The organism is Bacteroides sp. MSB163 (assembly GCF_036416795.1).
In the GTDB taxonomy this organism is placed as follows: Bacteria; Bacteroidota; Bacteroidia; order Bacteroidales; family Bacteroidaceae; genus Bacteroides; species Bacteroides maternus.
This window is the reverse complement of the sequence record NZ_CP143867.1, coordinates 4,900,590-4,926,417: the sequence shown is the minus strand read 5'-3', so window position 1 is coordinate 4,926,417 and position 25,828 is coordinate 4,900,590. Positions and strand designations below refer to the sequence as shown.

The 25,828-nt window shown below is 45.6% G+C and carries 19 protein-coding genes and 1 riboswitch; of the genes, 6 read left to right on the top strand and 13 right to left on the bottom strand.

What is annotated here, in order from left to right; genetic code table 11:
- Positions 1-26: 26 nt before the first annotated feature.
- From cobM to VYM24_RS19045, 8 genes are all read right to left on the bottom strand, one after another.
- Positions 27-1,838, bottom strand: a complete 1,812-nt coding sequence (gene cobM / locus VYM24_RS19080) for a precorrin-4 C(11)-methyltransferase (RefSeq protein WP_291551608.1) — start codon at positions 1,836-1,838, stop codon at positions 27-29.
- A gap of 23 nt (positions 1,839-1,861) precedes the next feature.
- Complete coding sequence (gene cbiE, locus VYM24_RS19075; RefSeq protein ID WP_291551568.1) at positions 1,862-3,178, bottom strand: precorrin-6y C5,15-methyltransferase (decarboxylating) subunit CbiE; 1,317 nt, start codon at positions 3,176-3,178, stop codon at positions 1,862-1,864.
- Positions 3,179-3,188: 10 nt separating this feature from the next.
- A complete protein-coding gene (gene cobJ, locus VYM24_RS19070; RefSeq protein WP_330940663.1) occupies positions 3,189-4,664 on the bottom strand; it encodes a precorrin-3B C(17)-methyltransferase in 1,476 nt (491 codons plus the stop codon).
- Between the two features lie 33 nt (positions 4,665-4,697).
- Positions 4,698-4,940 (bottom strand): hypothetical protein, encoded by a 243-nt coding sequence (locus tag VYM24_RS19065; protein WP_330940662.1) that lies wholly within the window; start codon positions 4,938-4,940, stop codon positions 4,698-4,700.
- A gap of 118 nt (positions 4,941-5,058) precedes the next feature.
- Complete coding sequence (locus tag VYM24_RS19060; protein ID WP_330940661.1) at positions 5,059-6,012, bottom strand: sirohydrochlorin cobaltochelatase; 954 nt, start codon at positions 6,010-6,012, stop codon at positions 5,059-5,061.
- A gap of 17 nt (positions 6,013-6,029) precedes the next feature.
- The gene (locus VYM24_RS19055; RefSeq protein WP_330940660.1) at positions 6,030-8,072 is read right to left on the bottom strand and encodes a TonB-dependent receptor plug domain-containing protein; all 2,043 of its coding nucleotides are present in this window, start codon (positions 8,070-8,072) and stop codon (positions 6,030-6,032) included.
- Between the two features lie 51 nt (positions 8,073-8,123).
- Positions 8,124-8,375: riboswitch (cobalamin riboswitch) on the bottom strand.
- Positions 8,376-8,588: 213 nt separating this feature from the next.
- The gene (locus VYM24_RS19050) at positions 8,589-9,167 is read right to left on the bottom strand and encodes a DUF4251 domain-containing protein (RefSeq protein WP_330940659.1); all 579 of its coding nucleotides are present in this window, start codon (positions 9,165-9,167) and stop codon (positions 8,589-8,591) included.
- A gap of 174 nt (positions 9,168-9,341) precedes the next feature.
- Positions 9,342-11,225, bottom strand: a complete 1,884-nt coding sequence (locus VYM24_RS19045) for a DUF4139 domain-containing protein (RefSeq protein ID WP_330940658.1) — start codon at positions 11,223-11,225, stop codon at positions 9,342-9,344.
- Between the two features lie 144 nt (positions 11,226-11,369).
- Here VYM24_RS19045 and VYM24_RS19040 point away from each other — a divergent pair, with 144 nt between their 5' ends.
- Positions 11,370-12,359: a hypothetical protein gene (locus VYM24_RS19040; protein WP_330940657.1), complete on the top strand. Its 990-nt coding sequence runs from the start codon at positions 11,370-11,372 to the stop codon at positions 12,357-12,359.
- Here the strand turns inward: VYM24_RS19040 and VYM24_RS19035 are convergent.
- Positions 12,354-13,094 (bottom strand): nucleotidyltransferase family protein, encoded by a 741-nt coding sequence (locus VYM24_RS19035; RefSeq protein WP_330940656.1) that lies wholly within the window; start codon positions 13,092-13,094, stop codon positions 12,354-12,356. The genes VYM24_RS19040 and VYM24_RS19035 overlap by 6 nt on opposite strands.
- Positions 13,095-13,329: 235 nt before the next feature.
- Positions 13,330-14,760 (bottom strand): RapZ C-terminal domain-containing protein, encoded by a 1,431-nt coding sequence (locus VYM24_RS19030; protein ID WP_330940655.1) that lies wholly within the window; start codon positions 14,758-14,760, stop codon positions 13,330-13,332.
- 82 nt (positions 14,761-14,842) lie between these two features.
- Between VYM24_RS19030 and VYM24_RS19025 the strand changes: the two genes are divergently transcribed.
- Both VYM24_RS19025 and VYM24_RS19020 read left to right on the top strand, forming a co-directional pair.
- Complete coding sequence (locus tag VYM24_RS19025; RefSeq protein WP_330940654.1) at positions 14,843-16,198, top strand: cobyrinic acid a,c-diamide synthase CobB; 1,356 nt, start codon at positions 14,843-14,845, stop codon at positions 16,196-16,198.
- Between the two features lie 12 nt (positions 16,199-16,210).
- Positions 16,211-16,816 (top strand): cob(I)yrinic acid a,c-diamide adenosyltransferase, encoded by a 606-nt coding sequence (locus VYM24_RS19020; protein ID WP_330940653.1) that lies wholly within the window; start codon positions 16,211-16,213, stop codon positions 16,814-16,816.
- Here VYM24_RS19020 and VYM24_RS19015 read toward each other — a convergent pair.
- The 3 genes from VYM24_RS19015 to VYM24_RS19005 all read right to left on the bottom strand — a co-directional run bounded on the left by VYM24_RS19015 (position 16,813) and on the right by VYM24_RS19005 (position 21,774).
- Entirely contained in the window at positions 16,813-19,257 is a 2,445-nt protein-coding gene (locus tag VYM24_RS19015) for an ABC transporter permease (RefSeq protein ID WP_330942277.1), read from the bottom strand. The two genes, VYM24_RS19020 and VYM24_RS19015, sit on opposite strands and share 4 nt — an antisense overlap.
- A 32-nt stretch (positions 19,258-19,289) precedes the next feature.
- Entirely contained in the window at positions 19,290-20,279 is a 990-nt protein-coding gene (locus tag VYM24_RS19010) for an HlyD family secretion protein (protein ID WP_330940652.1), read from the bottom strand.
- An 88-nt stretch (positions 20,280-20,367) separates the two neighbouring features.
- The gene (locus tag VYM24_RS19005) at positions 20,368-21,774 is read right to left on the bottom strand and encodes a TolC family protein (RefSeq protein ID WP_330940651.1); all 1,407 of its coding nucleotides are present in this window, start codon (positions 21,772-21,774) and stop codon (positions 20,368-20,370) included.
- A 238-nt stretch (positions 21,775-22,012) separates the two neighbouring features.
- On the opposite strand from VYM24_RS19005, the gene VYM24_RS19000 reads away from it, so the two are divergent.
- The 3 genes from VYM24_RS19000 (at position 22,013) to cbiB (ending at position 25,792) form a co-directional block, all read left to right on the top strand.
- A complete protein-coding gene (locus tag VYM24_RS19000; RefSeq protein WP_330940650.1) occupies positions 22,013-23,566 on the top strand; it encodes a cobyric acid synthase in 1,554 nt (517 codons plus the stop codon).
- Complete coding sequence (locus VYM24_RS18995) at positions 23,559-24,593, top strand: threonine-phosphate decarboxylase (RefSeq protein WP_330940649.1); 1,035 nt, start codon at positions 23,559-23,561, stop codon at positions 24,591-24,593. The genes VYM24_RS19000 and VYM24_RS18995 overlap by 8 nt, the downstream gene beginning before the upstream one ends.
- A 221-nt stretch (positions 24,594-24,814) precedes the next feature.
- Positions 24,815-25,792, top strand: a complete 978-nt coding sequence (gene cbiB / locus VYM24_RS18990) for an adenosylcobinamide-phosphate synthase CbiB (RefSeq protein WP_330940648.1) — start codon at positions 24,815-24,817, stop codon at positions 25,790-25,792.
- The last annotated feature ends 36 nt before the right edge of the window (positions 25,793-25,828 follow it).

Sequence of the window (25,828 nt, the reverse complement as noted above, 5' to 3'; positions counted from 1 at the left end):
GTCTTTAGTTGTTTGTCGATTATCAGTTATCTGCGGAAGAGATGTTTGAACTCATGGGCGTAGAGGCGGGAAAGGCCTTCGCGGTTGTCGATGGCTTCACCTACGACAATCATGGTGGTGAGCGTCAGGTTGTTCTCTTTCACAATCTTTGCAAGGTCCTTCAACTCTCCGCGATAGATGCGTTCGTCCTTCCAGGTGAGGTGGTAGCAAACGGCAACGGGAGTGGTTTTGGGATATTCCTGTAAGAGTTCTTCCTGCACCTGTTCGGCAATGCCGGCACTGAGGAAGATACACATGGTGCTTTGCGAGCGTGCCAGCAGGTGGAGTTGTTCGCGTTCCGGCATGGGGGTGCGTCCTTCGCCGCGGGTAAGGATGATGCTCTGCACTTTCTCAGGAATGGTAAATTGAGACTTCAGCGCAGCGGCAGCAGCCTGGAAGGAAGAAATGCCCGGGATAATGTGATAACTCATGTGATGTTGGTCGAAATAGTTCATCTGTTCCTGAATGGCGCCGTAGATGCAGGGATCGCCCGTATGCAGGCGAACTATGAATTTGCCTGCATCATAGAATTTCTTCATCAGTGCAAACTGTTCTTCCAAGTCCATAGAAGCCGAACTACGTATCGTAGCACCCGGTTTGGCACAGAATGTAAGTTCACGGGGGACGAGACTGCCGGCGTAGAGGATAAGATCTGCCTTCTCCAGCATTTGCCTTCCACGCACGGAGATAAGGTCAGGATCACCCGGACCTGCGCCGACGATTTCGATATGTCCGTGGTAGCGGAGTACTCCCTTTTCGATGGCTATGGCCATGGTGTAGTTTCCGCCTTTTTGTTTGTCCAGCAGCAGCTCACCACCGTTGGCGGAAAGAAAAGCGGCGGCTTCGGAAACGCTGGGTGTACCCATGTGTTTCTCTACTACCGGACTGGGGTTGGGGACGGAGATTTCTTTCAGTTCTTCCGCACTGTAATAGCGTATCTGATAGGCACGTTCCAGTTCTTTAATGACCGGTTCGTCGCATTTCTCGTTAATGGTAGCGATGTACTTTACGGCACGGGGCATGAAGGTACTGTTAATCATCGTACCAAGGATGTTTTCAACGATGTCATGCACGGGACCTGCCTGATGTGCCAGACCTACGCCGACATGCAATACCTTGGGCACATAAAAGAGCGCAGGGGTGTCATGCGTATTGTGCAGGAAAGGAGTGACGAGTATAACCAGCTGGTAACGGCTGAGGTCTATATCCCGGAATAAGCCGTAATGTATATCCACGTGTGGTGGGCAGGTCTTTTCCAGATATTCCGTTCCCTGATCGCGCACTTCGAGGAAGAGGGCGGTGGGAACTTTCTTCACGAAAAGGCTGATGATGTTATTCATCATGCCGTATTCCGTCTCACCGGGAATGGCGGCCCAGTCAAATTTATCACCCAGGGTGTCCAGTGCCCAGAGTCCGGTGCGGTCGCTTTGTGTGGTGATGACAGGTTCGGCGCCGAGAATGTGGGCGATGTTTTCCGTCATTTCGTTGGCCTTTCCGATGTGTCCCGAGAGGACGGAAACGGCATAGCGGCCGGTGCTGTCTACACAGATCACGGCGGGATCTGTATGTTTATCTTTCACATGCGGGGCGATGGTGCGGACGCAGATGCCCATGGCACCTATGAAAATAAAGGCATCGTAGCGATGGAAAGACAGAGCCATAAATTCTTCGTAAAAAGAAACGTATGTGCAGTCGGGTGCAGGAGTCGTGGTGATTATTTCGGAATCGGGAAATTCGTTACTCAGCGTTCGCGCAATGGGCAGACTGCTTTCGGAAATCAGTATAATGGCTACCTTCATAGGATGGTTCTCGTTATTTTTATTCATAAGGTTACTTTCATTATTTCTATCGGGTTATAATCATTGAGTGTGATATGCAGGGAGGGTTGCAGGGACATTCCTGCGTTTTCTGCCCCTTTGCGGAACAATTCCCCGCTATTGGGGGATACGGAGTTGAAGACGATACAACCGCCGGGCTGCAATACTTCTTTCAGGCGTACCAGTATATCTTTTAATTTTCCGCCGTGCCCGCCGATAAAGACGGCGTCGGGGCGGGAGAGAGGTTCCAGATCGGTTTGCAGGAAATCTCCGATTAAGGCTGTGATTCCCGGTGCACCGAAACGGCGGGAGTTGACGCGCATAAGTTCTTCTCCTTCGGGACGTATCTCGAACGAAACGACCGTAAGATGCGGGAATTGCAGGCGGGCTTCGATGGAGACAGAGCCTGTGCAGAAACCTATGTCCCAAAAGACACGGCGGCGATTCAGTTCTAATGCCTGCAAGGTAAGGAGGCGGATCGGAGCTTTGGTAATCATGCGGGCACGTCCGTCCAGATGAGCAAATTGTTCGTCAGGAAGACCGAAGGAACGGGGCTGTTCAGTTATAGGGAGGAGGGCTTCCTTGCTATGGGTGTCGTAGCTTACCGTATACGGGTGCCGTATATGACCGTCTACGGGTGTCGTATGTGGCCGTCTACGGGTATCGTAGCAGAGCAGCAAGTTATTTGGATGCTCAAATGTCTCTTTTTCAGCTTCTTCAAGACTCATCCGACGAATGCGCTCGCGTTCGGGATTGCCGAGGTGCTCACCGATGTACATCGTGTAATCGGTATATCCATATTCCAACATCCGCGCGGCGATAGTGGCAGGGGTATGCTCCCGATCTGTCAGTACACCTATTTTGTGGGCATGTTCTATGAGTGCTTTGTCCAGTTCCTGCCACGGGCGTCCTGTCAGAGAGACGGTACGCATATCATCGTAAGGCATCACCAGTCTGTGCGCTAATGTTTGCAGGGAATTGAAAGCCGGGTAGAGGCGTATCTTTGCATCGGGCAGTTTTCGTTTTACCGTATTGGCGAAGCCGAAAAACAGGGGATCTCCGGATGCAAATACGACAATAGATGCATCGGAAGCCTTCTGCTCAAAGTCTGCAAAAATGTTTTCGTATTGGGCAAAGACGTTATCCAGTGGAACTGTTATAGAAATCCATTCCGCACCTTCCGGAAGTAACTTCTCTACAATCTCCCGATGCCGCAAGCCGCCGGAGAAAACTTTTCCTTCCCGGATGTGCCGCAGCACTTCGGGCGGGAAGAAAAGTTCTCGGTTGTCGTCCATGCCTATGATGATAAAGTTTCGTTTCATAGTGTTGAATTTATACATCCCGTCCCGGCCTTAACTGTTCCGCATCATTGTAGCACAAGATTGCATTCACCAGCGTTGCAGCCAAATTACTTCCTCCTTTTCGTCCCTCCACTATCAGTTTGGGTATTTCCATGAACGGCTTCACCATGTGCTTGGATTCCTGTACATGTACAAAACCCACAGGCGCGGCAATAATACCGCTTGGTGCAGCCTTTCCTTTACGTACCAGATCACAAAGTTCCATCAAAGCCGTCGGCGCATTACCGAATACGAACAAGGCATCCGGATGTTCCTCCACCGCCAGACGTATACCGGCTTGTGTACGGGTGATCCCTTTTTCCGCTGCCATTGTCGCTACCCGTTCATCGGAAAGATAACATTTCACTTCTACCCCCAGCCGTTGTAAAGCTCCTTTGCGGATACCACTGGCAGCCATCGTCACATCCGTAACAATCGTTTTCAACCGACCGTCCGCTATTTTCTGATAAAGTTTTTCCACAGCACCTTTATCCGTATACAGCAGCTTTTCCATTTCAAAATCAGCCGTGGTATGGATGGCGTGCAGCAAAGCCCATTTATGATCCAGAGGAATATTCTTATTCTTTAGTTCCGACTCAATGGTCCGGAAACTTTGTATCATAATGTCCTGACCCTTTTTCAATTGACAATTGACAGTTGACGATTGACAATTGGCTGCGCTATCATGCCGCAAGGAATTGTGAATTGTCAATTGTGAATTGTCAATTGCATAGTATCCCCGGGGAGTAATGAACTTGCCGTTCCACGCATAAGACTGCGAGTTACCGATCAGGATGACCGTAAACATATCCACTTCTTCGGGATTGAAATCAGCGAGTGTCGTCAGATGCACTTCCTGTTCTTCCCGTCCGGCCTGGCGTACATAACCTACCGGAGTTTCCGGAGCGCGTCCTTCTGCGAGAAACAGCTCTTTCAGTCGATAGAGTTGCCAATACCGCCCTTCGCTTTTCGGATTATATACAGCCGTTACGAAATCAGCCATGGCTGCCGCACGGATGCGACGCTCGATCCGTTCCCACGGTGTCATCAGGTCGGAAAGGGAAATCACACAGAAATCATGTCCCACAGGAGCACCCAACAGTGAAGCCGCTTTCTGAAAAGCACTGATGCCCGGCAAGGCAATAACTTCGACGTTGCTGTTCCGTTCCCGCTTCATCTCGTAAATCAGCGGAGTCATTCCATAAATCCCCGCATCGCCGGAACTGATGACGCAAACCGTTTTTCCCTGTTCCGCCAATTCAAATGCCTGTTCCGCACGAGTGCGTTCCCGCTTCATACCCGTATCTATACATTCTGTTTCAGGGTGGAGATAAGGCTGGATAAAACGGAAATAATATTTATATCCCACTACTACATCCGCTTCACGAACCGCCTCCAGAACCGCAGGCGTAATGTCTTGTTCACTGCCTGGTCCGATGCCGGCAACTATTATTTGGGGCTGTTTCATATCGCTTTTATTTCTATCATGCAAAGATACATTCTATTCTCTAAACTTTGGGTATAAAAGGGTGTAAAAAGGGCTACATCCTTTGCTTGGAATGGTGTAGCCATCCACGCGGATATGGCTGCAATCATTATTCAGTGCGATGTCTGCCGCTTGTGCGGGCAGGGGATTGATGATGAGGATGCGGGTGAGTGCCCACCAATAATTGTAGGTTACAAAGTAAACGATGACTACTGCGATTATGCAGCCAAAGATTATTCCTGTTCTTTTCTTGTTCATAGTAAGCTGACATTTTGTTCCGGCTGATGAAACGTCTTGTTGTACTAAATCCCGCATACATATAGCTAAACTTTAGCTAAAACGTATGCGGGATTTAGTACAACAAATGAGGTAATTATTACTCGTCTTTTCCGGCAGCGTATGCTGTCTTTTTATCCATAATATCCAGCATTCGGTACTTCAGTGAGAAACGGATATGATCAATGAAAATTTCTTGTATTTCAGGTATTTGTCCCATACCCTCTATACGCACATTTACTGCGTATCCTTCTTTTTCGAGTGCTTCTTTCCATTCTCCGGCAATATCATTTTTAGCATGATAACCGGCTACAAACATGAATGGAACCAGAGTTACTTGCTTCGTCTTTCCGGCTTTCAACTGTGCCAGCATCGTTTCATATGAAGGATATCCTTCGATGGTGCCTACATGGAAATTCGCCAGTCCTTTGGCTTTCAGCATATAGTCCATCTGGCTATAGATTGCCGTGCTGGGGGTATAAGTTCCGTGACCTACAAGAACAAAATGTTCCGTACTCTTTTTATTGGAAGATTTCTTTCCTTGTGCAGCCGCGTCAAATCGGTTTTCCAATATGTCTACCACCTTTTCGGCATCTTCTGTAGAGTAGAGCAGGGGAGTGCCAATACGGATTTCCTTGAAGAAAGGTCGTACACTTTCCATATCGCGACGAAGTGACTCCATGTCTACACCGTCAATGATGTTCGAGCTTTGCACAATAACATGTGTATAACCTTCACTACGTAGACAGAGCATAGCATCCAGCGGAGTTAGTTTCTCGATGCCACGTGCTTTAAGACGACGGATAATGATACGGGAAGTAAAAGCTTCACGCATTTCCAGATCAGGGAATGCTTCGTGGGCTTTCACATTGATAGCGTCAATAGTCAGGGCACGGGTATCATCGTGTGTAGTACCGAAATGTACCATCAGCAAGGCGGCTTTATCGCCTGGTTTCATACTTGCCAGCATATTGCTTGCGACGAAGTTTTCCCCCTCATGCGCAGGGCAGAGGAGGGAAACTGTTAATAGTATAATCAGGGAAAGTAATCTCATAAAATGATATTGTGGGATTATTTTTTGAAACGTAATAAAAGACTTACATAGAATGTGCGTCCCGGTGTGAGAGAGGCCAGATGGGATGCATCCGGACGGTGGTCACTGTAATCGAAAATGTTGTTGATTCCTATACCTGGTTCTATGGTGAAGTATTTTAAATCGTCAAAAGTGTGTCTTGTGCTGATGTTCCATAAACCAAATCCGGGAGCGGATTCATCAATCCATTCATCACTTTCTAAAGTTTCATGAATGCGTTTGCTTTGTACGCGACCGTTTAGATTGACATTCAGTCGATAGTTCTTCCAGGCATGCGCATAGTTTGCATTCACATTACCCGAGTGACGAACACTACGCTCTATTTTGTGCCAGCCGGTTTCACTGTCTTTTGTTCTGGCGTCGGCAAAGGTATAGTTACCGCCTAAAGAGAAACCATAGCCCAGATTAGCATTCAGATTTATTTCAAATCCTTTGACTAATGCTTTATCATTGTTGACGTAGTTCTGGATATTACCCAGCTTGGCATTGCCACCGTGCAACTCGTTTGCGATTTCCTGGAAAGCAGCTTGTTCAGCCTCTGAAAATTCGGATAGTTTAACGGTACGCGCTACAATCATATCGCGTAACTCGTTGATATATCCGGTTACTCCCACTGTTAACCATTTCTTATTGAACTCTAAATTGATGGAGCCATAGTTGCTTTTCTCCGCATCTAGATTCTTGTTTCCGGCACTTAATGTTCCTGCTCTGCTTCCTCTTTGAGAATAAGAGTGTTTGTATAGCTCATCAAGTCCGGGGGCACGGAATCCTGCCGAATATTGTCCGCGGATGGTAAAATCGCCTAAACGATACATTACGGCAAGTTTGGGTGTAACGTTACTCTTGGCTGTTTCGTGATATACATAGCGCAATCCCGCTTGTATCTGTAAGTTCTTGAATAAAGTGATTTCTTCTTGTGCATAAGCAGCCCAAGTGTATGCACGCTCATCAACGTTGAATGAAGGTCTATCCAGAGTTTCCTGTATATATTCCACTCCGAATATGGTACGGGTATTTTCCGTAAAGCGGAATAATGACTTCAGGTTTCCGCTATAATAATGCTGCCGTTTCTGACGCACTTCGTCTCCCGTTTTGTAATCTCCATTATCACTGGTGTATAGATAATTGGTATCGTAATTATCGTTTTTAAGGTCGAACTGGATATAAGAACGTTTGTTGAAATTGTATTTAGCTCCTGCTCCTAAACTGTATGCATCGTAGGTCAGATTATACTTCAGATATTCGGGCTGGCGTTTAACTGTACGGTCATAATAACTGCCTTCAACATACATTGACAGTTTGTCATTCGGTGTGAATTGAAACATTTGTGTATAGTTGTCCGTATAGAAAGCGTTGGCGTCATGCTGATCTCTTGCATCGCCATTTGCATCTACACGTGTGAGGGTCCAACCATCGGCCTGACGACGTTGATAAGAAGTATAAGAAGCAAACTTCTCTGTTTTGATGTCTACGTTGGCAGTCTGGGTGAACTGCCCACGCTCTTCTACCTTTGTATTACTGGTAACTGTTATGTCATTTATCGGTTGGTTTGTAATGACATTGATTACACCACCAATAGCATCACTACCATAAAGAGCGGAACCGGCACCCTTTAGGACTTCAATACGTTTTACGTTACTCATGTCAATCCGGTTCAGGTCGATATTGTTACTGCTGTCTCCCGTTAGCTTTTTGCCATTAATAAGTATAAGTACATACTTGTTCGACAGTCCGTTTAGCATAAGGTAGTCTCCCATTGAGTTGGTAGAGAAAGACAGCGATGGAACCAAAGCAGTCATCGCCTCACGGAAATCTGTAATTCCAGCCTTTTTAATGTCGTTCGCTGTTACTACTTCTACTGGTGTTGGGGTGTCTTTTAGTCTGTGATGCGTACCTGTACCTGTTACTACAACAGGATTAAGTTCTACACTCAGATCTTGACTCTGTTTTGTCTCTTGTGCAGATGCACTCATTGCTACACATCCTCCCATGAGGATGAACAGCCAATTCTGTTTCTTCATTGATTGATAAATAAGAATTAATACTTGCCCTCTTGACCCCGAGACGGCGTTAATAATGTGATTACTCAGGCAGGTTTCCTGACTCAACCTTTACGGAAAGTAACCTTCCCATCCTTGGTTTCCCATTTGTTGGACAGTGGTTTCTAGAAGTTCCTCAATGAATACTTCCCGTTTTTTTGTTTCGTGTTATCTGAAACAAAATTAAGGCTTTACAGTAGCGGGCACTGTTCCGGTTTCTCACCGGATTCCCTTTTATGTGGAGTGTTGAACACACTTCACATCACCTAAGCAGGGGCAAAGATAAACATATCTTTAGATAAGAAAAAGTATTTTAGACTTTTATGTTTAGGAAAGTGTTTGTTCGAATGGCACTTCTTAATGATTGAGAAGCAGATGTACTTTAAAAAAACATTTGCGGCTACGAGAGCTGGCGCTTAAGTAAGTATGAAACCTCACTTATATAAGCGCCAGCTCTCGCAACCGCAAATGTTGGATTGCTTGTATGAAGGGTGATATTTAGAACGACCGTCCTTTGAATACGCTTGATTCAGACAGTGGGATGAGTTTACCATCCAGTGATAATCTGTTTGAGTTGAAATTCGGGTTGATTGTTGCAGATACATTGTTAGATCCATGAGCTAATCTGATAGAAACTTGTGCAGATATTCCGATACCTATTACATTAAAGCTGCAACTCACGTTTCCTTTTTTATCTGTAGTTGTTTTAATGTCACCAACTCTACCGTCCACAGTTACACCGCCAATGCCGTTAGGACCAGCAAAGGCACCGTTGAAAGCAACTTGTACGGATGCTTTTTCACCGTTTAAAAGTATAAAGTTTGTATTTGACGTAACGAAAACATTCCGCCCTCTCTTAAATGTCACACAGTCTACTTCCATAACAAATTTTCTATCCTTTATAGCTTGTACGGCATCAGCGTATGCTCGTTCTTGTACTATTTTCTCCCGAGCTTTTTCTGCGTCACGTTGTGCTTTGCGTTCAGCACGACGGCTTTCACTTTTACTTTCCTGTGCATAGATTGTTGTGGATGCACCTACGAAAACTAACATTAATAATACGATAATCTTTTTCATAACTTATTCTAGCTTTTTGTTAGAGTAAACAATCAGGGAATGAAAAAGATGCATGTAATCTATATTATTATTATGTGCATTAATATTTATTATATGTTATGCATTGTCATTCATCGACTATGGAACATATTACTGCATTTCCGGTTACATTCACTGCGGTGCACAGCATGTCCATCATTCTATTATTAAGTTTCGTCCTTTAGGGTATTTTACTTTATAACGTAAAGCTAAATCACGTTGTTCGCCGGGTTGTAAGGTGATTTGCCAAGTGATGATACCTTTCGCTTCATCCAGGGTGCCACCGCTGATTTCTTCTGCTGTTACGGTAATATTATTGTTGCGTGATACGGGGAGTTGGTCATAAAGCGTGAGGGTGACAGGTTCAGGACGCGTATTGCGGATAGAGAGTTTCCATGCAATGGATTGCGTCTGATTGGAACCCATAAACTTGCGTGAGGTATATTCGTTCTCTTTCGTACGTTGTATCATGATACGTTTATCACGACCTAAAGAGAAGGATAGTGTGTCGTTCTGTTGGGTGATATTCATAATGGACTTGCCAATGAAAGTATTTTCAAAGTAAACATTTGCTTCGCCTTCAAGTAAGTTCAGCTTTTCCCAATCGGTTACCTGAGCAATCAGGAAGGCATCTTTGTCTATCTTCGGAGTGCTCTGATAAGCATAGGAAGCGGGTAATTCGTAATGTCCGATTTCGGCAACTACAGGCTTGTTGTCAGAAGGAATGGTGTAGGGGACTTTTATTTCAAATTCGTAACCCATCTGTCCCTGGCTTTGTTCAACGTCAAGGGCCATGCTGGCTTCTTCTTCGTATTGAATATCTTTTTTATGGTTTACCTTAAGACCGGAGACAGCGCCTGCCATTAGAGGTTTCCTTTCAGTGCCGTAACCTACTACTACAACTTCATCCAATGCCTGTGTATCCTCCTGAAGGGTAACATTCATAATGTTTCCTTGTATATCTCTGGTCTGAGTCTGATAGCCAATATATGAAAATTGAAGTTTATTTTGCCCATTGGGAATAGTTATGGAATACTTACCGTTTATGTCGGTTATGACTCCTATCGTAGTTCCCGGAATGGTAACGGTGGCACCTATTACGGGCGTACGTTCATTATCAAGAACGACTCCTGAAACAGTGTTTCCATTGAGATTCAAATTGTAGCGTGGTGCTGCAAGTCCGTAATCCAACCAGTAAGTAGACAGAGTGGGGGCTACGCTTCCGGTGGAAGGATTAGAGGAGGAAAGGGATAATTCAACGTTTTTCCACTCTTCCTTGGTATTCTGAAAGATGTTGGCTTTGTAGATGATGGAGATAGGTTCGGCCAGGCTACCGGAGCGAACATCATAAGAGGGGAACCAACCGGCATTTTTTACATAATAGTTCAGAGTGAATGTAACTTTGCAAGCTGCGGGTGCATTTACATTGACTGTAATTTCACTCATAGGGGTTAGGGATTTACCGCTTAGTTGTGCCAGTTCAGAGTTCAATTGTCCCTGTTTGATGGCAAGTTCGGCTATCTGTTCATTGATAACCAGTTCTTTTGTTTTCAGAGTTTTCAACTGTCCGGAGTAATATTGATTCACTTCTTTGATAGTAGCCAGAGAAGTAGCGGTATTTTTATTGCTGACGGAGCAATTTGTTTTCAGCATTTCATATTCGGCATTGATGAGTCCAAGCTCGGCGTTTTGTTCTTTCTGCAGTTTCTCTATTTTTTTAAGCTCCTTTTGCAGGCTTTGTTGTTTTTCGCTGACGGCGAGGCTGTCTATATAGTTGTATTGCCGGTTGACTGCCGTAACGGTGAGTTTTCCCTTTGCGCTGACTTGCATACTTTGTGCATCCATATAGGGGGATAATCCGGTAAAGATGAGCGTTGAATTTCCTGCCGGAATATCTACTTGCTTGGTACGCGTCACTTGGGCGCCGTCAATGAACAGCATTACCTTTTCGGCAGTAGTTTTCACCTTGTTTTGTCCCGTAAGGGTGGTGGCTGCACAAAGGCAGAAACATGCCCATAGTCCTAATCTCAGTCGTTTCATAGTTAGTCTTTTTAATGTTATGTCACAAATATATGGATATTTCATTAACAATTGCTTTTATATATTGTCTTTTTTGCTTGCATTTTTACTGAAAAGGTTGTTCTTTTGTGCAATGTGTTTGTTTACTCAATCTATCTGGGCTTTATGAAAATCAATCAATGGATATTTTACTGTTTGTTTCTGGGACTCATCAGTTGTCAATCAAAAGAACAGACTTTTACCGTGTATTGCACCGGACTGGACGCTTACGAAGGAGATACGGTTTATCTGTGGCGATATGGCGCCGACCGTATGGCGGGTGACCGTGATTACGGGAAAGATCCTCTGGATTTCGCTATTATCAGAAACGGGGAAGTTTCATTTTCCGGAAAAGAAGATACGTTGCATATCTATGGAATGGAGCATTCCGGCAGTATGAATTTCTTTTATCCCGAAAGAGGGGAGTTGACGTTGGCAAACGTAGTTCCATCGGCAATGCCTGTACCGGACAAAAGTACCAATCCCCATTCACAAAACGTACGTCTTTGGAAGCTTTGGCATGAAGATCTTTTTCCGCTGAAAGCTACGCGGCAATTTGTATTCGACAATGCCCGGAACGCAATAGGATGGATGGTGTTTGATCGTTGGGCGGCGATCTATCCGGATGAACTGGAGACATTGTATCAGAAAACTCCTTCACAAATGCGCGACAGTACATCTGTGTTGATAGGACTGAAACGGATGCTGGATGCTACTCGTAGCTTGAAGCCGGGAGATCGTTTTATTGACTTCAAACAAGTGGAGTATGCAGAGAAAGACAGTTTGCTCTTTTCGGACATTGCAGGGCAGGGACATCCTGTATGTTTACTCTTCTTTCTGAAGCCCGATGAAAAAGATGCCGTTCGTGCAGAAATCAAAAATCTGCGAGAACAATATCCCGATATATGTATAATTATTCCCGCTTATAGATATCAAGATCCGGAATTCAAAGAGTTCATTCATGAATTGGAAACCGAATATCAGGCGACCATCCTGGATGATAGTCGCCGTTTTGAGAAAAGTGCCCCTTGGAAGTATCGTATTTACGGTTCCTTCAATTACGAATACTTATTTGATGCCCAAGGGCGGTTGATGAAGATGACTCCTATTTTATAAAGACGCATAATAGGCTTCCGCCTTTGCAAGTGTCTCTGGTTTGCCCACATCAAACCAGTTTTCGCTGTCTATAGGAAATCCCTGAATGCGTGCTTTCGGACAGATATCCACATAAAACGGGATAATGGAGAATTTCCCTCTCCAGCGTTCACCTTCTATATAGCGGAAAATAGAGGGAGAAAGAACATGGACGCAACCAAAGGCTTGCAACTGATAATGATCGCTGGGATAATCGAGTTCTTTGGGGAGTACTTCGCCTGTAGAAAGATTCGTCCAACCACAAAGGCGATTATCTTGATCCATCAATAGGTAACGGGATGTTTTCCGGTGATTAGTGAGCAGAGTGGCATCTGACTCACTTTCCAGATGATGGTGGTAGAAAGCATTGAGATCCAGATCCGTCAGGATATCAGCATTATGTATAAGGAAAGGCTCGTTGCTCTCCAGCAGAGGACGAGCTTTTTTGATACCACCACCGGTATCCAGCAGTTCGTCCCGTTCGTCACTGATATGAATATCTACACCGAAGTTCTGGTTTGCACGGAGGAAGTCTATAATCTGACTTCCAAAATGATGGATGTTTATGGTAATATCATGGAAACCAGCATCTTTTAGCTTTAAGATGACACGCTCCAGCATCGTTTTTCCTGCTACGGGGACAAGTGCCTTGGGCATATTGTCTGTCAGTGGGCGCAGGCGGGTGCCGAGGCCTGCGGCGAATATCATTGCTTTCATTGTTTTAAATTCTTGAGCTATTGATAAATTGAGTTAAGATTTTAAATGTAAATTTCATAAGCGGATTGAAAAAGAAGGAGATTTATGCCCCAACTCCGTACTATCTCTGCATAATCTCCGTACCATCTCCGTATCAACTCCGTACTATCTTCGTATAAAGGCTGTTCGTATAGGTACGGAGCGGTTACGGAGTTGGTACGGACCGGATACGGAGCGGGTTATTAGGAGATAGCCTTTAGTTTTTCGCCTTAAATGTCTGTTCAATGTTCTGTTCCCGATGCATCAGATTTACCTGTACTCCAAATTTCCGGTTCAGATGTTCTGCAAGGTGTTGTGCTGAATAAACCGAACGGTGTTGTCCGCCTGTGCATCCGAAACAAATGGAAAGGTTCGTAAATCCACGTTCCATATATCGTTTCACGGAAGCGTCTACCAAACCGTATACATGTTCGAGGAACGTGGTTATTTCTCCATCGTCTTCCAGAAAGCGGATAACAGGTTCATCCAGTCCGGTGAAGGGTTTATAACGGTCGTACTTACCAGGGTTGTTTACGGCACGACAGTCGAATACAAAGCCACCACCGTTGCCACTTGAATCCTCAGGGATGCCTTTTTTATATGCAAAACTGGTGACCTTTACTACAAGACGGCGCTTCTGGAGATCGTCAGTAAATTGTTTCAGCTCAGTAAGTTCTTTCAGTACATGACAGAGATATGGATATTCGGGATAGGGTTCCTGCAATAGCTGTCGAAGGTTTTCAATAGCGAAGGGGACGCTTTGGATGAAATGCGGCTTCTTCTCGAAATAACCACGGAAGCCATAAGCACCCAACACTTGCATGGTACGGAACAGTACGAAATGACGTAATTGAGCATAGAAATATTTCTCGTCCACAGGTTGGTATTTGCACAGGGAGTCCAGATATTCCTTTAAAAGCTCTTTGCGCAGACTCTCGGGATAATTGGCTTTAGCTTGCCACAGGAAGGAAGCCACGTCATAATAAACAGGTCCCTTGCGTCCGCCCTGGAAGTCGATGAGCCATGGTTCACCTTCTTTAATCATAACATTCCGGCTCTGGAAATCACGATACATGAATGTAGCCGAACTACTGCGCATCAACACGTCTGCCATTTTCTGGAAATCATCTTCCAGGCGGTCTTCCTGAAATTCCATTCCGGTAGCTTTCAGAAAACAGTATTTGAAGTAATTCAAGTCCCATAAGATACTGCGGCTGTTGAATTCCGACTGTGGGTAGCAATATGAGAAATCCATTCCGTCTGCACCGGAGAACTGTACGGCTGGCAACAGGCGCATTGTCTTACGCAGAAGCTGCTTTTCTTCTTCATCAAAGACACTGGTCTTGCGCCCTTTTTCGATGGCATTGAACAGGAGAGTGTCTCCCAGGTCTTCCTGCAGATAAAATGCATCGTTATCACTCTTTGCTACGACTTGTGGCACGGGCAGTCCTTTCTTGCGGAAGTGGTCTGCCATATAGAGGAAAGCCTGATTCTCTTCGAGGGAAGTCCCGCTGACACCGATAAGGGTAGGGGGGCCTGTAAGGCGGAAGTAACGGCGGTTGGAGCCGGATGAAGGAAGTTCTTCAATAGCTTCCGGTTCGTGTCCGGTATACGTACAATATAATTTCTTGAGTTCTTCAGTAATCATAGTAATTTACTTTTATTTGGGCAGCTAAGGTAAGAGTTTTAGGGAATATATACTACCTTTGCGGGAAATAAATCTGTGCGGTATGATAAGAAATATTCCCCAATTTCTGATAGCGGCGCCTACTTCGGGCACTGGAAAAACCACTGTCAGCCGATTGCTGATGACGTTATTGACGCAGAAAAAACTACGTGTACAGCCCTATAAGTGCGGACCGGATTATATCGACACGAAGTATCATGAAAAAGCTTGCGGAATTCCGTCTTACAATCTGGACCTTTTTATGGCTTCCGGGCATCATGTACGTAAGGTATACAATCATCACACAGTAGATGCGGATGTCTGTATTGTAGAAGGCATGATGGGGATGTTTGACGGATATGACCGTAATAAAGGCTCGTCGGCTGAGATAGCAAAGGTACTTCGTCTGCCTGTGGTGCTGGTGGTAAGTGCTAAGGCGGCGGCTTACTCATTGGCGGCAATGATAAAAGGGTATATGGATTTTGATCCGCAAGTGGAGGTGGCAGGTGTCATTTTCAACCAAGTGGGCGGTGACCGGCATGAAGAGATGCTGCGTGAAATCTGCGAAGATCTGAATATTCTTTGTTTCGGGTGTTTGCGGAAGTATGATGTGCTGAAAGAAGAAAGTCGTCATTTGGGGCTGGACTTTAGCCGGAAAGAGAAAGGAAGTATCACCCAAACAATGATGAAAGAACTGGAACATCAACTGGATATTGAGTTATTGCTGGAGGTGACAAGACGAAGTGTGAATGTTCCTGATAAACCGGAGAGAAGAAAGAGACCACTTGCCAATATGAATATATGGATTGCCCGCAATGAGGAGAGTTTTTCATTTATTTATGCAGAGCATCTGGAGTGGTTGAATGGCTTGGGGAAAGTTACTTATTTTGATCCGGAGGATAATAGCGTTGTACTACCGGATGATGTGGAGGTGCTCTACCTGCCCGGAGGTTATCCGGAGAACCGTGTCAGGCAACTGAGTGCGGCAACGAATGTGATGAACTCCATCAAAGACTATATAGAGCGAGGTGGATATACACTGGCAGAGTGTGGGGGGATGATGTATCTTACATCTGTTTTGATAACAGGTACTGATACCCGTATGGAGTACAATATGGCGGATGTACTGCCCGTCAAGGTGTCCGCATTTAAGGGTGATATGCGACTGTCACTGGGATATAGGAGCTTTGAATTGAGAGGTATGAGGATACGTGGGCATGAGTTCCATTACTCGCAAGTCGTTGAAGCGGATGAGGAACTGACTTCGGCAGCGCAGGTATATAATGCCAAGGGACAGCCGGTGAATACACCGGTCTATCACTATAAGAATCTGATTGCAAGTTATACGCATTTATATTGGGGCGAAACAGGATTCATGGGACTGTTTGAATCGGCCCCGGGAGATCCGGTTTTATTCTGAAATTTTAGTGTCATGAGAAAGATTTATACCAGAACGGGAGATAAGGGAATGACAGGCATCCATGGTGGAGAACGTGTTCCGAAGGATGATATCCGTATAGAAGCTAACGGTTGTATTGATGAATTGAACACTGTAATAGGCATTGTCAGGTCGTTGCTGCCGGTAGATGATGTTTGGCAGGAATTGTTACATGATATACAACGTGAGTTAATGGTAGTGATGAGCCACGTTGCTACTCCTTCCGCATTGCGGGATGCAGATCCTGAGCGCCCGGGGAGTGGTAATCCGAACCCACTGCATGCGGCAGAAATGACTGTGCAGTGCGAACAGGCTATGGACGTCATGATGCTCCGGTTGGAAGATAATGGCTATTTCCTCTTGCCGGGGGGGACGCAGATTTCAGCGCAATTGCAATTTGCCCGTGCCGTGGCACGTCGTGCCGAACGACGGCTTTGGACTCTGAATCGGGAAGACTCTGTACCGGAAGATATCCTGCGCTTTATCAATCGTCTTTCTGACCTTTTTTTTGTCATGGCACGCATGGAGATGCAGCGACAAGGATGGGATGAAGAACGATGGCAAGCGTTTGCTTATAAGAGAAAGAGAAAACAGACTTAATGCCTGAAATAGAATACCTTCTTTTTGAAGACCCACAGACTCAACAGGAAATATACTATAACTTGTATCCACAGCGTTATCATTTCCGGACGAATATCCGCTAGGGTTCCTCCCATTGAATTCAATTTGACGAAGGCCAACACGGCAGGGGCTGCTGGAACTACATAGTGTGCTGCCTGCCAGTACCATGGCATCAGTTCAAGCGGGTAGGAAACTCCGGACAGGAAAATATATCCTACGGAGAAGAAGGCAATCATCAGCAGGGGAGCTTCAGAGTCGGTGAAGTAGCGTGATGCCGCCAACCCAAAGAAACTTGTACCTAGCAGAAAAGGAATCATCATTGTAATAATATTCCTGCCATTTCCTATATTGGGAATACTGAAAAAGTGGGGAAGCAAGCCTAACAGGAATAAGGCAAAGATGAAGTAAAGCATAACGTAAACGAAAGTTCTTCCGGAAACATTATATAATGCTTGTCGCCAGGCGGAACTATCAGAATTCTCCTCCTTCCGAGAGGTTGTTCTCCCCCGACTAACGGGGGAGTTAAGAGGGGGTAAGTACCCGTAGGGGGAGGTGGTAGGTAAACGCTTTCGTTCCGCCTCTTCTCCTGTCACCATTCCTATCACCATCAGCAGTGTCTGAAAAATAATGATAATCATAACAGCGGGGATGAGGTATGAACCGTATCCTTCGGTATAATTATATAAGGCTGTACCCGATACGTTTACAGGTGCCGATGAGGCTACTGCCAGCAGTCCCTGAGGAGGCAGGAATACAGCGCCTTCTGCACGGTGCGCATCGTTTACGGCAAGCATCACACGGGAAGAGGCTTCTTGCAGATTCTTAAAATTCAAGAAAGCATCCGTGGAGGCATAAACGGTAAAGACTGATTGTTCACCGCGACCGACGCGGGCGTCAAAGTCGGCGGGGAGGTAGAGAATACCATCTACTTTACTCTGTTTCAGCCATTCTTTTGCTTCAAGATAGTTTGGAGTCAGTGCATAGACCGATGCTTGTGGAGTGGCATTGAGCAGACGGATATATTCGCGGCTGAGGGCGGAATGGGAATTGTCGACGATGGCAACCGGTGTTTTCCGCACAAGGTTGGGAGCATACATCAAGTTATATAAAAGTCCGTAAGCGAAGATGCCTCCCATTAGTACTAATAGTATAGCCGCATTGGTGCTGATGGAGCGCCATTCGCGGAAAATGACAGTTGCTATTGAGTTGTGAGAAGTATTGTGTATGCGGGGAAGCGGTGTTTCATTCTCACAAATACTAAGTTCTTCCTTATCCTTCAGAATCCAATGTTTCAATCTGGGTAGTATCAGTAGCGCCACCAACGGAAAAAGCCAAAGTATGGCTGCCGATTGCCAGTAATACCCGAATCCCGAATCAAAATAGAGCATGGATTGTGCTATTTCCGTGAAATGACGGACAGGAAACAGGTAGGATGCCGCATGTACAGGAGGGTACATACTCGTCACCGGGAAAGTGACTCCGGAGAGAGTGGCACCAAGTGAACCGACCATGGATACAATACTGATGATATAAGCTATCCGTGGAAAAATAGAGAAGATGAACACGGCAAGTGCCTGTGTGGCAATAATAAAGAGTATTGTCATAAGGTTCATCATCAGCAGACTTCCATGGAAGGGGATGTGCAGTACACCATATAGAATATAGTTAGCCAAAATACCGATTACGGAGAAGATGAAAGTATAAGGCAGTAACTTCCCGACAACTGCTGTGAGGATATTTCCCCGCGCTGTTGTCAGCCACTCCTGTGCCGTATGGAATTTCAATTCACTACCTATGATATAAACCGTTATCAATAGAACAAGTATCTGGAACAAGACATAGAAGAAAGGCTGGCTCAGATAAATGGAGTAATCGAGGTCAGGGTTATAAAGAGGGTGCATACTAGATTGCATGGGTAGGAGAAATGTGATGATTTGCTCCTGGCTGACTCCCAAAGAGACGGCTTCCATAGCAATGGGAGAGAGGGCGACAGGTGCCAGTGCCGTTTCAAAAGCTGCCATCAGTTCACTACCTACGGAAAGAAGGGCATAATGATAATAATAAGAGAGTGTGGCATCCATTCCTGTCGTAGCCCGTTGGGTAAAGCCCGTGGGGATGGACAAGTAACCATAGATTTCTTTCCGTTGCACGGCTTGTCGGGCGGCTGTTTCATCGGTGAAGTGCCGGGTTACTTTGAAGGTTGGTACAGCGGAGATGTTTCGTACTATTTGCCGGGATGTGGCGGTGTTATCCTGGTCGACAATGCCGATGGGGATATTCTCCATTTGTCCGCTGCCGAAAATGGTTGCCATGAAGAACAGGCAGAACAGGGGCAGCACGAGACATACCCCGAAATAAAGTCGGCGGGAAGTCATGCGACGAAGTTCGCGGCAGAGTACGTTATATAATGGATATTTCATCATTTACAAAGTTATTTCAATGATTACACATATTAATCATCTATGGTCAATAGCACTGACATTCCCGGACGCAATCCTTCTACTTTTTGGGTAGGACGGGCGTGTATCTCAAATGTCTGCATGTCATAGCTTCCTGTCTGTTTGGTTGATTTCCAGGTGGCAAAACTACCCAACGGACTGATATAATAAATACGGAATTCCACATCTTTTTTGCCGATAGCCGGAACTTCCGCACGGAATGTACCGTCCATTTTGAATTGGGGCATCAAATCTTCGCGTATATTGAGTACAACATGTGCGTCGTTCATAACGACAAGATTCATAATAGGGGTACCCGGTGCCACAAGCTCTCCGCGTTTAGGAAATATGGTTGCAATCTGTCCGTCTTCCGGCGCTGTCAGGCGTGAATCGACAAGGAGGGCGGAAACTTCATCCACCGTGCTTCGCGCTGCATCTACCATGCTTCGTGCCGATGCACGGTCCTCGCTTTGCGCACCGTCTACTGCCATCTGATATTGTTCGTAGGCGGCACGTTCGGCGGCTTGTGCGGCACGGTACATGGCTTCTACTTCGTCCTTTCGTTGCGAGGTGACAACACTGTCTTTGTACAGTGTCAGGATGCGTTGGTAGGTTGTTTGCGCCAAGGTCAGGTCACTCTTGGTTTTATTCCAGAGTTGCCCGGCGGTGGCAATGATTTGTCGGCGGGTACCGGCATCGATTTTCTTATTCTGTTCCTGGGCAACTTGTTCCAAGGCATTTACTTGTCGGTATTTGGCTTCTATCGTCGGACTATTGATGACGACGAGTGTATCACCTGCCTTCACCCAGTCTCCTTCACGGACAAGAAATGAGTCTATACGTCCGGGAAGTTTACCGCTGATACGGATTTCGGTTGTTTCTATCTGTCCTTGGAGTACAAGGGGCTGATGACTCATGAGCAACATACCCAAGAGAGAGACTAATATAGTGATTGCCAATATGATGACAAATGCGATACTGATGCTTTTTTTTGATAGTTCCATAATTGTTATATATTTTAATTTAATGAAGAACTAAGAATGAAGAATTACCTTGCGGCATGCTTGCATAGCGCAGCCAAATTCTTCATTCTTAGTTCTTCATTTCGCTATAGTTTCTGAATTGTTCCGGTGTACCACAAAGTGCCAACAGGTTCATTAGTGTTACATCATATTCATAATAAGCCGCCAAGCGGGCTACCTTAACGGTGGCAAGCATGGTTTCGGCATCTATTACCTCGGTACTGGTTGCCATGCCTTCAGCAAAGGATTTCTTACGAATTCGTACAAGCTCTTCACTCAGGGCAATGGTTGAGTTGAGTGCCTGCACATTATCCTGTGCCTTTTGCAATCCTGTGTACAGCTTGTCTATGCCTACTGAGAGGTCATCTTGCGCCTTATCTTTTCCCAAAGCAAGAGTTTGCTCGGTAATTTTCGACTGGCGGATACGTTTCTCCCTTGCCAGTCCGTCGAAAAGGTTCCAGGTGAAACCTACTCCGACAATCGTGCGTGGCACGAGGTTGCTCTGTATCCCATGGGCGTAAAGCGTCTGTTTGCCGAACAGGGCGATGTCAGGCAAATAGCCGCTTTGGTCTATCCGTAATTGTTGTTTGGCAATGCTTTGTTGTAGTGACAACTGGTTCAGGATATAGTTACCCGAACGCATCGTTTGCTGAAACTCCTCTTTTGCCGGGAGTGTGGAATTGATAAAGAGAGGAGACGTAGGCTCAATCTTGCAGGTATCCTCCAGATTGAGCAAGGTACGTAAAGCACTTTCCACGACTATAACTTCTTTCTGTGCGGCTTCCAGTGCCCGCCAGGCTTCGTCCATATTCACTTGTGCAAAGAGGCGTCCGGCCTTGTCGATCATTCCGGCTGCTTCAAGTTTGAGGGCATTTTCATAATGCTGTTTCAAACCGTTATAAGTGTCCTGGCGGACTGCTGCAACTTCCCTGGCGAGGCTGAGACCGTAATAGCTTTCTGCCAATAGGGTTCGTTGTGTGGCATCTGTCTGTGCACGGTTTTCCCGGGCAAGGTCAATCAACCGATTTCCGATTTTGCCTGCCCGTATACGCTTTCCGCCGGAAAAGACCACCCATTCGGCAGTTAAGCCTACAGTAGTCAAATTGCGGGGAGCAAGAGGAAAAGCCAGAGTGTAGCTACCTATCTGATCCAGTATTCCGCTAATGAATTTATCGTCCGGTATGATGTCGTGTACAAAATCCTTTGCCGGATCTGTGAATTGGGATAGGGGTTGTTTCACTTCTATCTTTTCGGACATGTGGACATACGTACCGGCTCCCTGTAGGCTCGGATACCACAAAGCATTCAGTTTATCCCGCTCTGTGCGGGCTGTTTCAATACCTTTGTCCGCAATCTTCAGGCTTTGATTGCCTTTTTGCAGCATTTGCAGGGCGTCGTCGTAGCTGAGGGAGAGTTTCGTTTGCGCCTTCACAGATAGGCTCGCTCCCAACAGAACGATCAATAAAATATGTTTCATACGTCAAGTTGTTGGTTTAGGTTCGTTTATCTCAAACACTCGTTCGTTTCTATTGTTCAATGGTGGCATGAAAATGATAGCTTCTTTTTGTTCGGATAATTACCAAGACCGTTGAATACCTATTAAAGAGATCGTTTAATACCTATTACCAATACCTCAGCAGAACTTTTTCATGCAAGCATGAAAGTTCTGCACTCGATTTGCATTATCTTTGCCCTCTCTAAAAAAACATTTTCTTATGGAGAAACTTCATCCTATTATGTTTGCCGGTACCGGTAGTGATGTAGGCAAAAGCATTATTGCCGCGGCTTTCTGCCGTATTTTTCGTCAGGATGGCTATCATCCGGCACCATTTAAGGCACAGAATATGGCACTTAATTCCTATGCTACACCTGAAGGGCTGGAAATAGGTCGTGCCCAGGCTGTTCAGGCCGAAGCGGCAGGAGTCTCCTGCCATACAGATATGAATCCGTTGTTGTTGAAACCCTCTTCTGATCATACCTCGCAAGTGGTACTTAACGGACGTCCCATCGGTAACCGTAGTGCCTATGAGTATTTCCGTGTTGAAGGCCGTGAAGAGTTGCGTCACGAGGTCTGTTCAGCTTTCGACCGTCTTGCCACCCGTTATAACCCCATTGTGATGGAAGGTGCCGGAAGTATTTCCGAGATAAATCTTCGGGATACGGATCTGGTAAACCTGCCCATGGCCTTGCATGCCGGAGCAGATGTGATCCTCGTAGGAGACATTGACCGGGGAGGAGTTTTTGCCAGTGTCTATGGTTCGTTAATGTTGCTGCGCCCTTACGAAAGGGAACGGATCAAGGGCATACTAATCAATAAATTTCGTGGGGATATCCGCCTGTTCGAATCCGGAGTAAAGATGCTTGAAGAACTTTGTGGCATTCCCGTGGTAGGCGTTGTTCCTTATTATAAAGATATTTATATCGAAGAAGAAGATTCGCTGGCCCTTGCCACGAAATCCGTGCAGACAGAGCAGGGTAAAGTAAACATAGCGGTTGTATTGCTGCGCCATCTCAGTAACTTTACCGACTTTAATGTGCTGGAACGCGATCCCCGGGTGCACCTTTTTTACACGAATAACGTAGATGAATTGGCGAAAGCCGATATCATCCTGTTACCCGGCAGTAAGAGCACCCTTGCCGATTTGCACGAATTACGTCGTAATGGTGTGGCACAAGCCGTGATACGTGCCCATCGTGAAGGAGCCACCGTTATGGGCATTTGTGGCGGCTATCAGATTATGGGACAAGAAGTGTGTGATCCTGACCATGTGGAAGGAGAAATAGAACGTTTACCCGGTTTAGGACTTCTGCCTGTCAGTACACATATGACGGGAGAGAAAGTCACCCGACAAGTCCGGTTTCAATTGACAATTGACAATTCACAAATGACAATTAATAGTACCCCCAGCGCAGCCAATTGTCAATTGTCAACTGTCAATTGTCAATTGCTTAAGGGTTACGAAATTCACATGGGTACCACCGTTCCTGTTCATGGAGCACCTGTTTCCCCTCTGAATCTTCTGGAAGATGGCGGTACGGACGGTTATTTCCTGGATCGTACCTGCCTGGGAACCTATATCCACGGTATTCTTGACAATCCCTCATTCATCGACTTCCTTCTGGAACCTTTTGCCGGCAAGATTGCCGACGCGGGAAAATCTTTCGATTATCATCAATTCAAAGAAGAACAATACAATAAACTGGCCGACCATGTGCGTAGTCATGTTGATCTGCCACTTATTTATAAAATACTGACAACTCATGATTGAAGGACACGGAGATGATTCCTATAAATTCGAGCGGCCTATAACGGCCAACTTTAGTTCCAATGTGTATAATCGTGTAGATTTATCCGGACTTCAGGCTCATTTGTGTAGCTGTATCAGCGGTATTTCTTCTTATCCGGAACCGGAACCTTATACTCTGGAAGGTCGTCTGGCAGAGAAGTATCACCTTACTGCTACCTCTGTTTGTGTGACGAATGGTGCTACAGAAGCTATTTATCTTATAGCACAAACTTTTCGTGGTACTAATACCGCCATTCTTCAACCTACATTCAGCGAGTATGCTGACGCTTGCCGCATGCATGGTCATCGGGTGACGTCACTCTATAAGCTTCCGATGGCAGAGGCCAATTATCTTTTACCGCCTGATATCCGTATGCTATGGCTTTGTAATCCTAACAATCCTACCGGTACGGTCATAGAGAAAGCTTATCTGAAAGAATTGATTACCTGTAATCCGCAGGTTTGTTTTGTCATCGACCAGTCTTACGAGTTCTTTACTGTACAGCCTTTGTTTTCGCCGGATGAAGCAGTTAACTTTCCGAATGTTCTGCTGCTTCATTCCATGACGAAACGCTATGCTGTTCCGGGTTTACGACTGGGATATATAACTGCTGACGAAGGTTTGCTCAGTCGTTTGCGTACTCATCGTATGCCTTGGTCTGTCAATCAGTTAGCTATTGAGGCCGGAATCTATCTGCTGGCTTACGACGTTCCTAATCCCTTGAATATTTCTGCTTATTTACAGGAGACGGCTCGTTTACGTCATGCTTTGGAGAACTTGGGCGGTCTTGAGGTATGGGAGACGGAAACTCACTTTATGTTGGTCCGTCTTCGCATCGGCAAGGCTTCCGCTCTCAAGAATTACCTTGCCAATGAATACGGCATACTAATTCGCGATGCTTCCAATTTTGAAGGTCTGGATGAACATTTCTTTCGTATTGCTGCCCAGACAGCTGAGGAAAATGACCGGCTCGTACAGGCTATAGAACAATGGTTTGCGACTTATTGATAATACATATCGGAAAAGAAATGAGTTAAATGATTTTAGACTATGTATTCAATCTCTTAGACGCAGATGACACGGATGACACGGATGACACGGATTTAAAGGCTGCGCTGTCACATCAATAAATAAAAAAATCCGCGTTATCCGTGTCATCCGCGTCTAAAAAATGAATAATCAACTTATTCATAACCATATAGAAAAGACCCCAATTACATGTCATCACAATGGAAAATATTCTTCTTATCTTAAACACCGTATTTGTCCTCAGCCTGCCCTTGCTTGCTGCCTGGTTGCTTGACCGCTGGCTGGGAGATCCTGCTTGGTTGCCTCATCCTGTAGTTGCATTCGGAAAGATGATTTCATTCTGCGAACATCTGTTGAATAAAGGTTCAAAACGAGGACTAAAAGGTGCTTTCGTAGCTATTGTTCTTGTTCTTGCCATTTATTTTGCGGCATACTATCTATTTCACTGGATAGCGTCATTTTCTCCGGGACTACTTCTGGCGCTACAGATACTTACCATCTTTTTCTGTCTGGCGGGTACCACACTTATCCGTGAAGTTCGTATGGTATTCGAAGCTGTAGATCGTTCGTTGGAAGAAGGCAGGAAGCGAGTAGCTCGTATAGTCGGTCGTGATACTTCCGGACTTTCTGCACAGGAAGTACGTACGGCAGCACTTGAAACGCTTGCAGAGAATCTGAGTGATGGAGTAATCGCTCCCTTATTTTGGTATATGTTATTAGGTATCCCCGGTATGCTTGCTTATAAGATGGTGAATACTCTGGATTCCATGATTGGCTATCGTAATGAGCGTTACCGTGCTTTCGGCTGTTTTGCCGCCCGCCTGGATGATGTCGCCAATTACATTCCTGCCCGTTTTACAGCTTTTCTCATGACACTTGCTTTTCTTCCCCGAGGCCGGTTTTGGACTCTGTTGAGATTCGTCGGAATATATGGCAGTCAACATGCCAGCCCTAATTCCGGTTATCCCGAGGCTGCTCTTGCCGGTATTCTGGATTGCCGTTTCGGAGGTCCGCACAATTATTTCGGTGAAGAAGTCTGGAAGCCTTACATCGGTAACAATAATCGTCCTTTAACTACGGAAGACATGAAAATAGCGGTTCGTATCAATCGCCGTGCCGAAGGAATAATGATAGTAATTCTGATAATAACTACTACTTTGATTTCTTTTTTCATTTAGTCATTCACAATTTTTGGCTTTTTGGGAAATATTGAA

What these genes read in the sequence shown, in the direction of transcription:
- cobM (WP_291551608.1), bottom strand. Translation starts at nt 1,838, where the DNA reads ATGAAGGTAGCCATTATACTGATTTCCGAAAGCAGTCTGCCCATTGCG.
- cbiE (WP_291551568.1), bottom strand. Translation starts at nt 3,178, where the DNA reads ATGAAACGAAACTTTATCATCATAGGCATGGACGACAACCGAGAACTT.
- cobJ (WP_330940663.1), bottom strand. Translation starts at nt 4,664, where the DNA reads ATGAAACAGCCCCAAATAATAGTTGCCGGCATCGGACCAGGCAGTGAA.
- VYM24_RS19065 (WP_330940662.1), bottom strand. Translation starts at nt 4,940, where the DNA reads ATGAACAAGAAAAGAACAGGAATAATCTTTGGCTGCATAATCGCAGTA.
- VYM24_RS19060 (WP_330940661.1), bottom strand. Translation starts at nt 6,012, where the DNA reads ATGAGATTACTTTCCCTGATTATACTATTAACAGTTTCCCTCCTCTGC.
- VYM24_RS19055 (WP_330940660.1), bottom strand. Translation starts at nt 8,072, where the DNA reads ATGAAGAAACAGAATTGGCTGTTCATCCTCATGGGAGGATGTGTAGCA.
- VYM24_RS19050 (WP_330940659.1), bottom strand. Translation starts at nt 9,167, where the DNA reads ATGAAAAAGATTATCGTATTATTAATGTTAGTTTTCGTAGGTGCATCC.
- VYM24_RS19045 (WP_330940658.1), bottom strand. Translation starts at nt 11,225, where the DNA reads ATGAAACGACTGAGATTAGGACTATGGGCATGTTTCTGCCTTTGTGCA.
- VYM24_RS19040 (WP_330940657.1), top strand. Translation starts at nt 11,370, where the DNA reads ATGAAAATCAATCAATGGATATTTTACTGTTTGTTTCTGGGACTCATC.
- VYM24_RS19035 (WP_330940656.1), bottom strand. Translation starts at nt 13,094, where the DNA reads ATGAAAGCAATGATATTCGCCGCAGGCCTCGGCACCCGCCTGCGCCCA.
- VYM24_RS19030 (WP_330940655.1), bottom strand. Translation starts at nt 14,760, where the DNA reads ATGATTACTGAAGAACTCAAGAAATTATATTGTACGTATACCGGACAC.
- VYM24_RS19025 (WP_330940654.1), top strand. Translation starts at nt 14,843, where the DNA reads ATGATAAGAAATATTCCCCAATTTCTGATAGCGGCGCCTACTTCGGGC.
- VYM24_RS19020 (WP_330940653.1), top strand. Translation starts at nt 16,211, where the DNA reads ATGAGAAAGATTTATACCAGAACGGGAGATAAGGGAATGACAGGCATC.
- VYM24_RS19015 (WP_330942277.1), bottom strand. Translation starts at nt 19,257, where the DNA reads ATGAAATATCCATTATATAACGTACTCTGCCGCGAACTTCGTCGCATG.
- VYM24_RS19010 (WP_330940652.1), bottom strand. Translation starts at nt 20,279, where the DNA reads ATGGAACTATCAAAAAAAAGCATCAGTATCGCATTTGTCATCATATTG.
- VYM24_RS19005 (WP_330940651.1), bottom strand. Translation starts at nt 21,774, where the DNA reads ATGAAACATATTTTATTGATCGTTCTGTTGGGAGCGAGCCTATCTGTG.
- VYM24_RS19000 (WP_330940650.1), top strand. Translation starts at nt 22,013, where the DNA reads ATGGAGAAACTTCATCCTATTATGTTTGCCGGTACCGGTAGTGATGTA.
- VYM24_RS18995 (WP_330940649.1), top strand. Translation starts at nt 23,559, where the DNA reads ATGATTGAAGGACACGGAGATGATTCCTATAAATTCGAGCGGCCTATA.
- cbiB (WP_330940648.1), top strand. Translation starts at nt 24,815, where the DNA reads ATGGAAAATATTCTTCTTATCTTAAACACCGTATTTGTCCTCAGCCTG.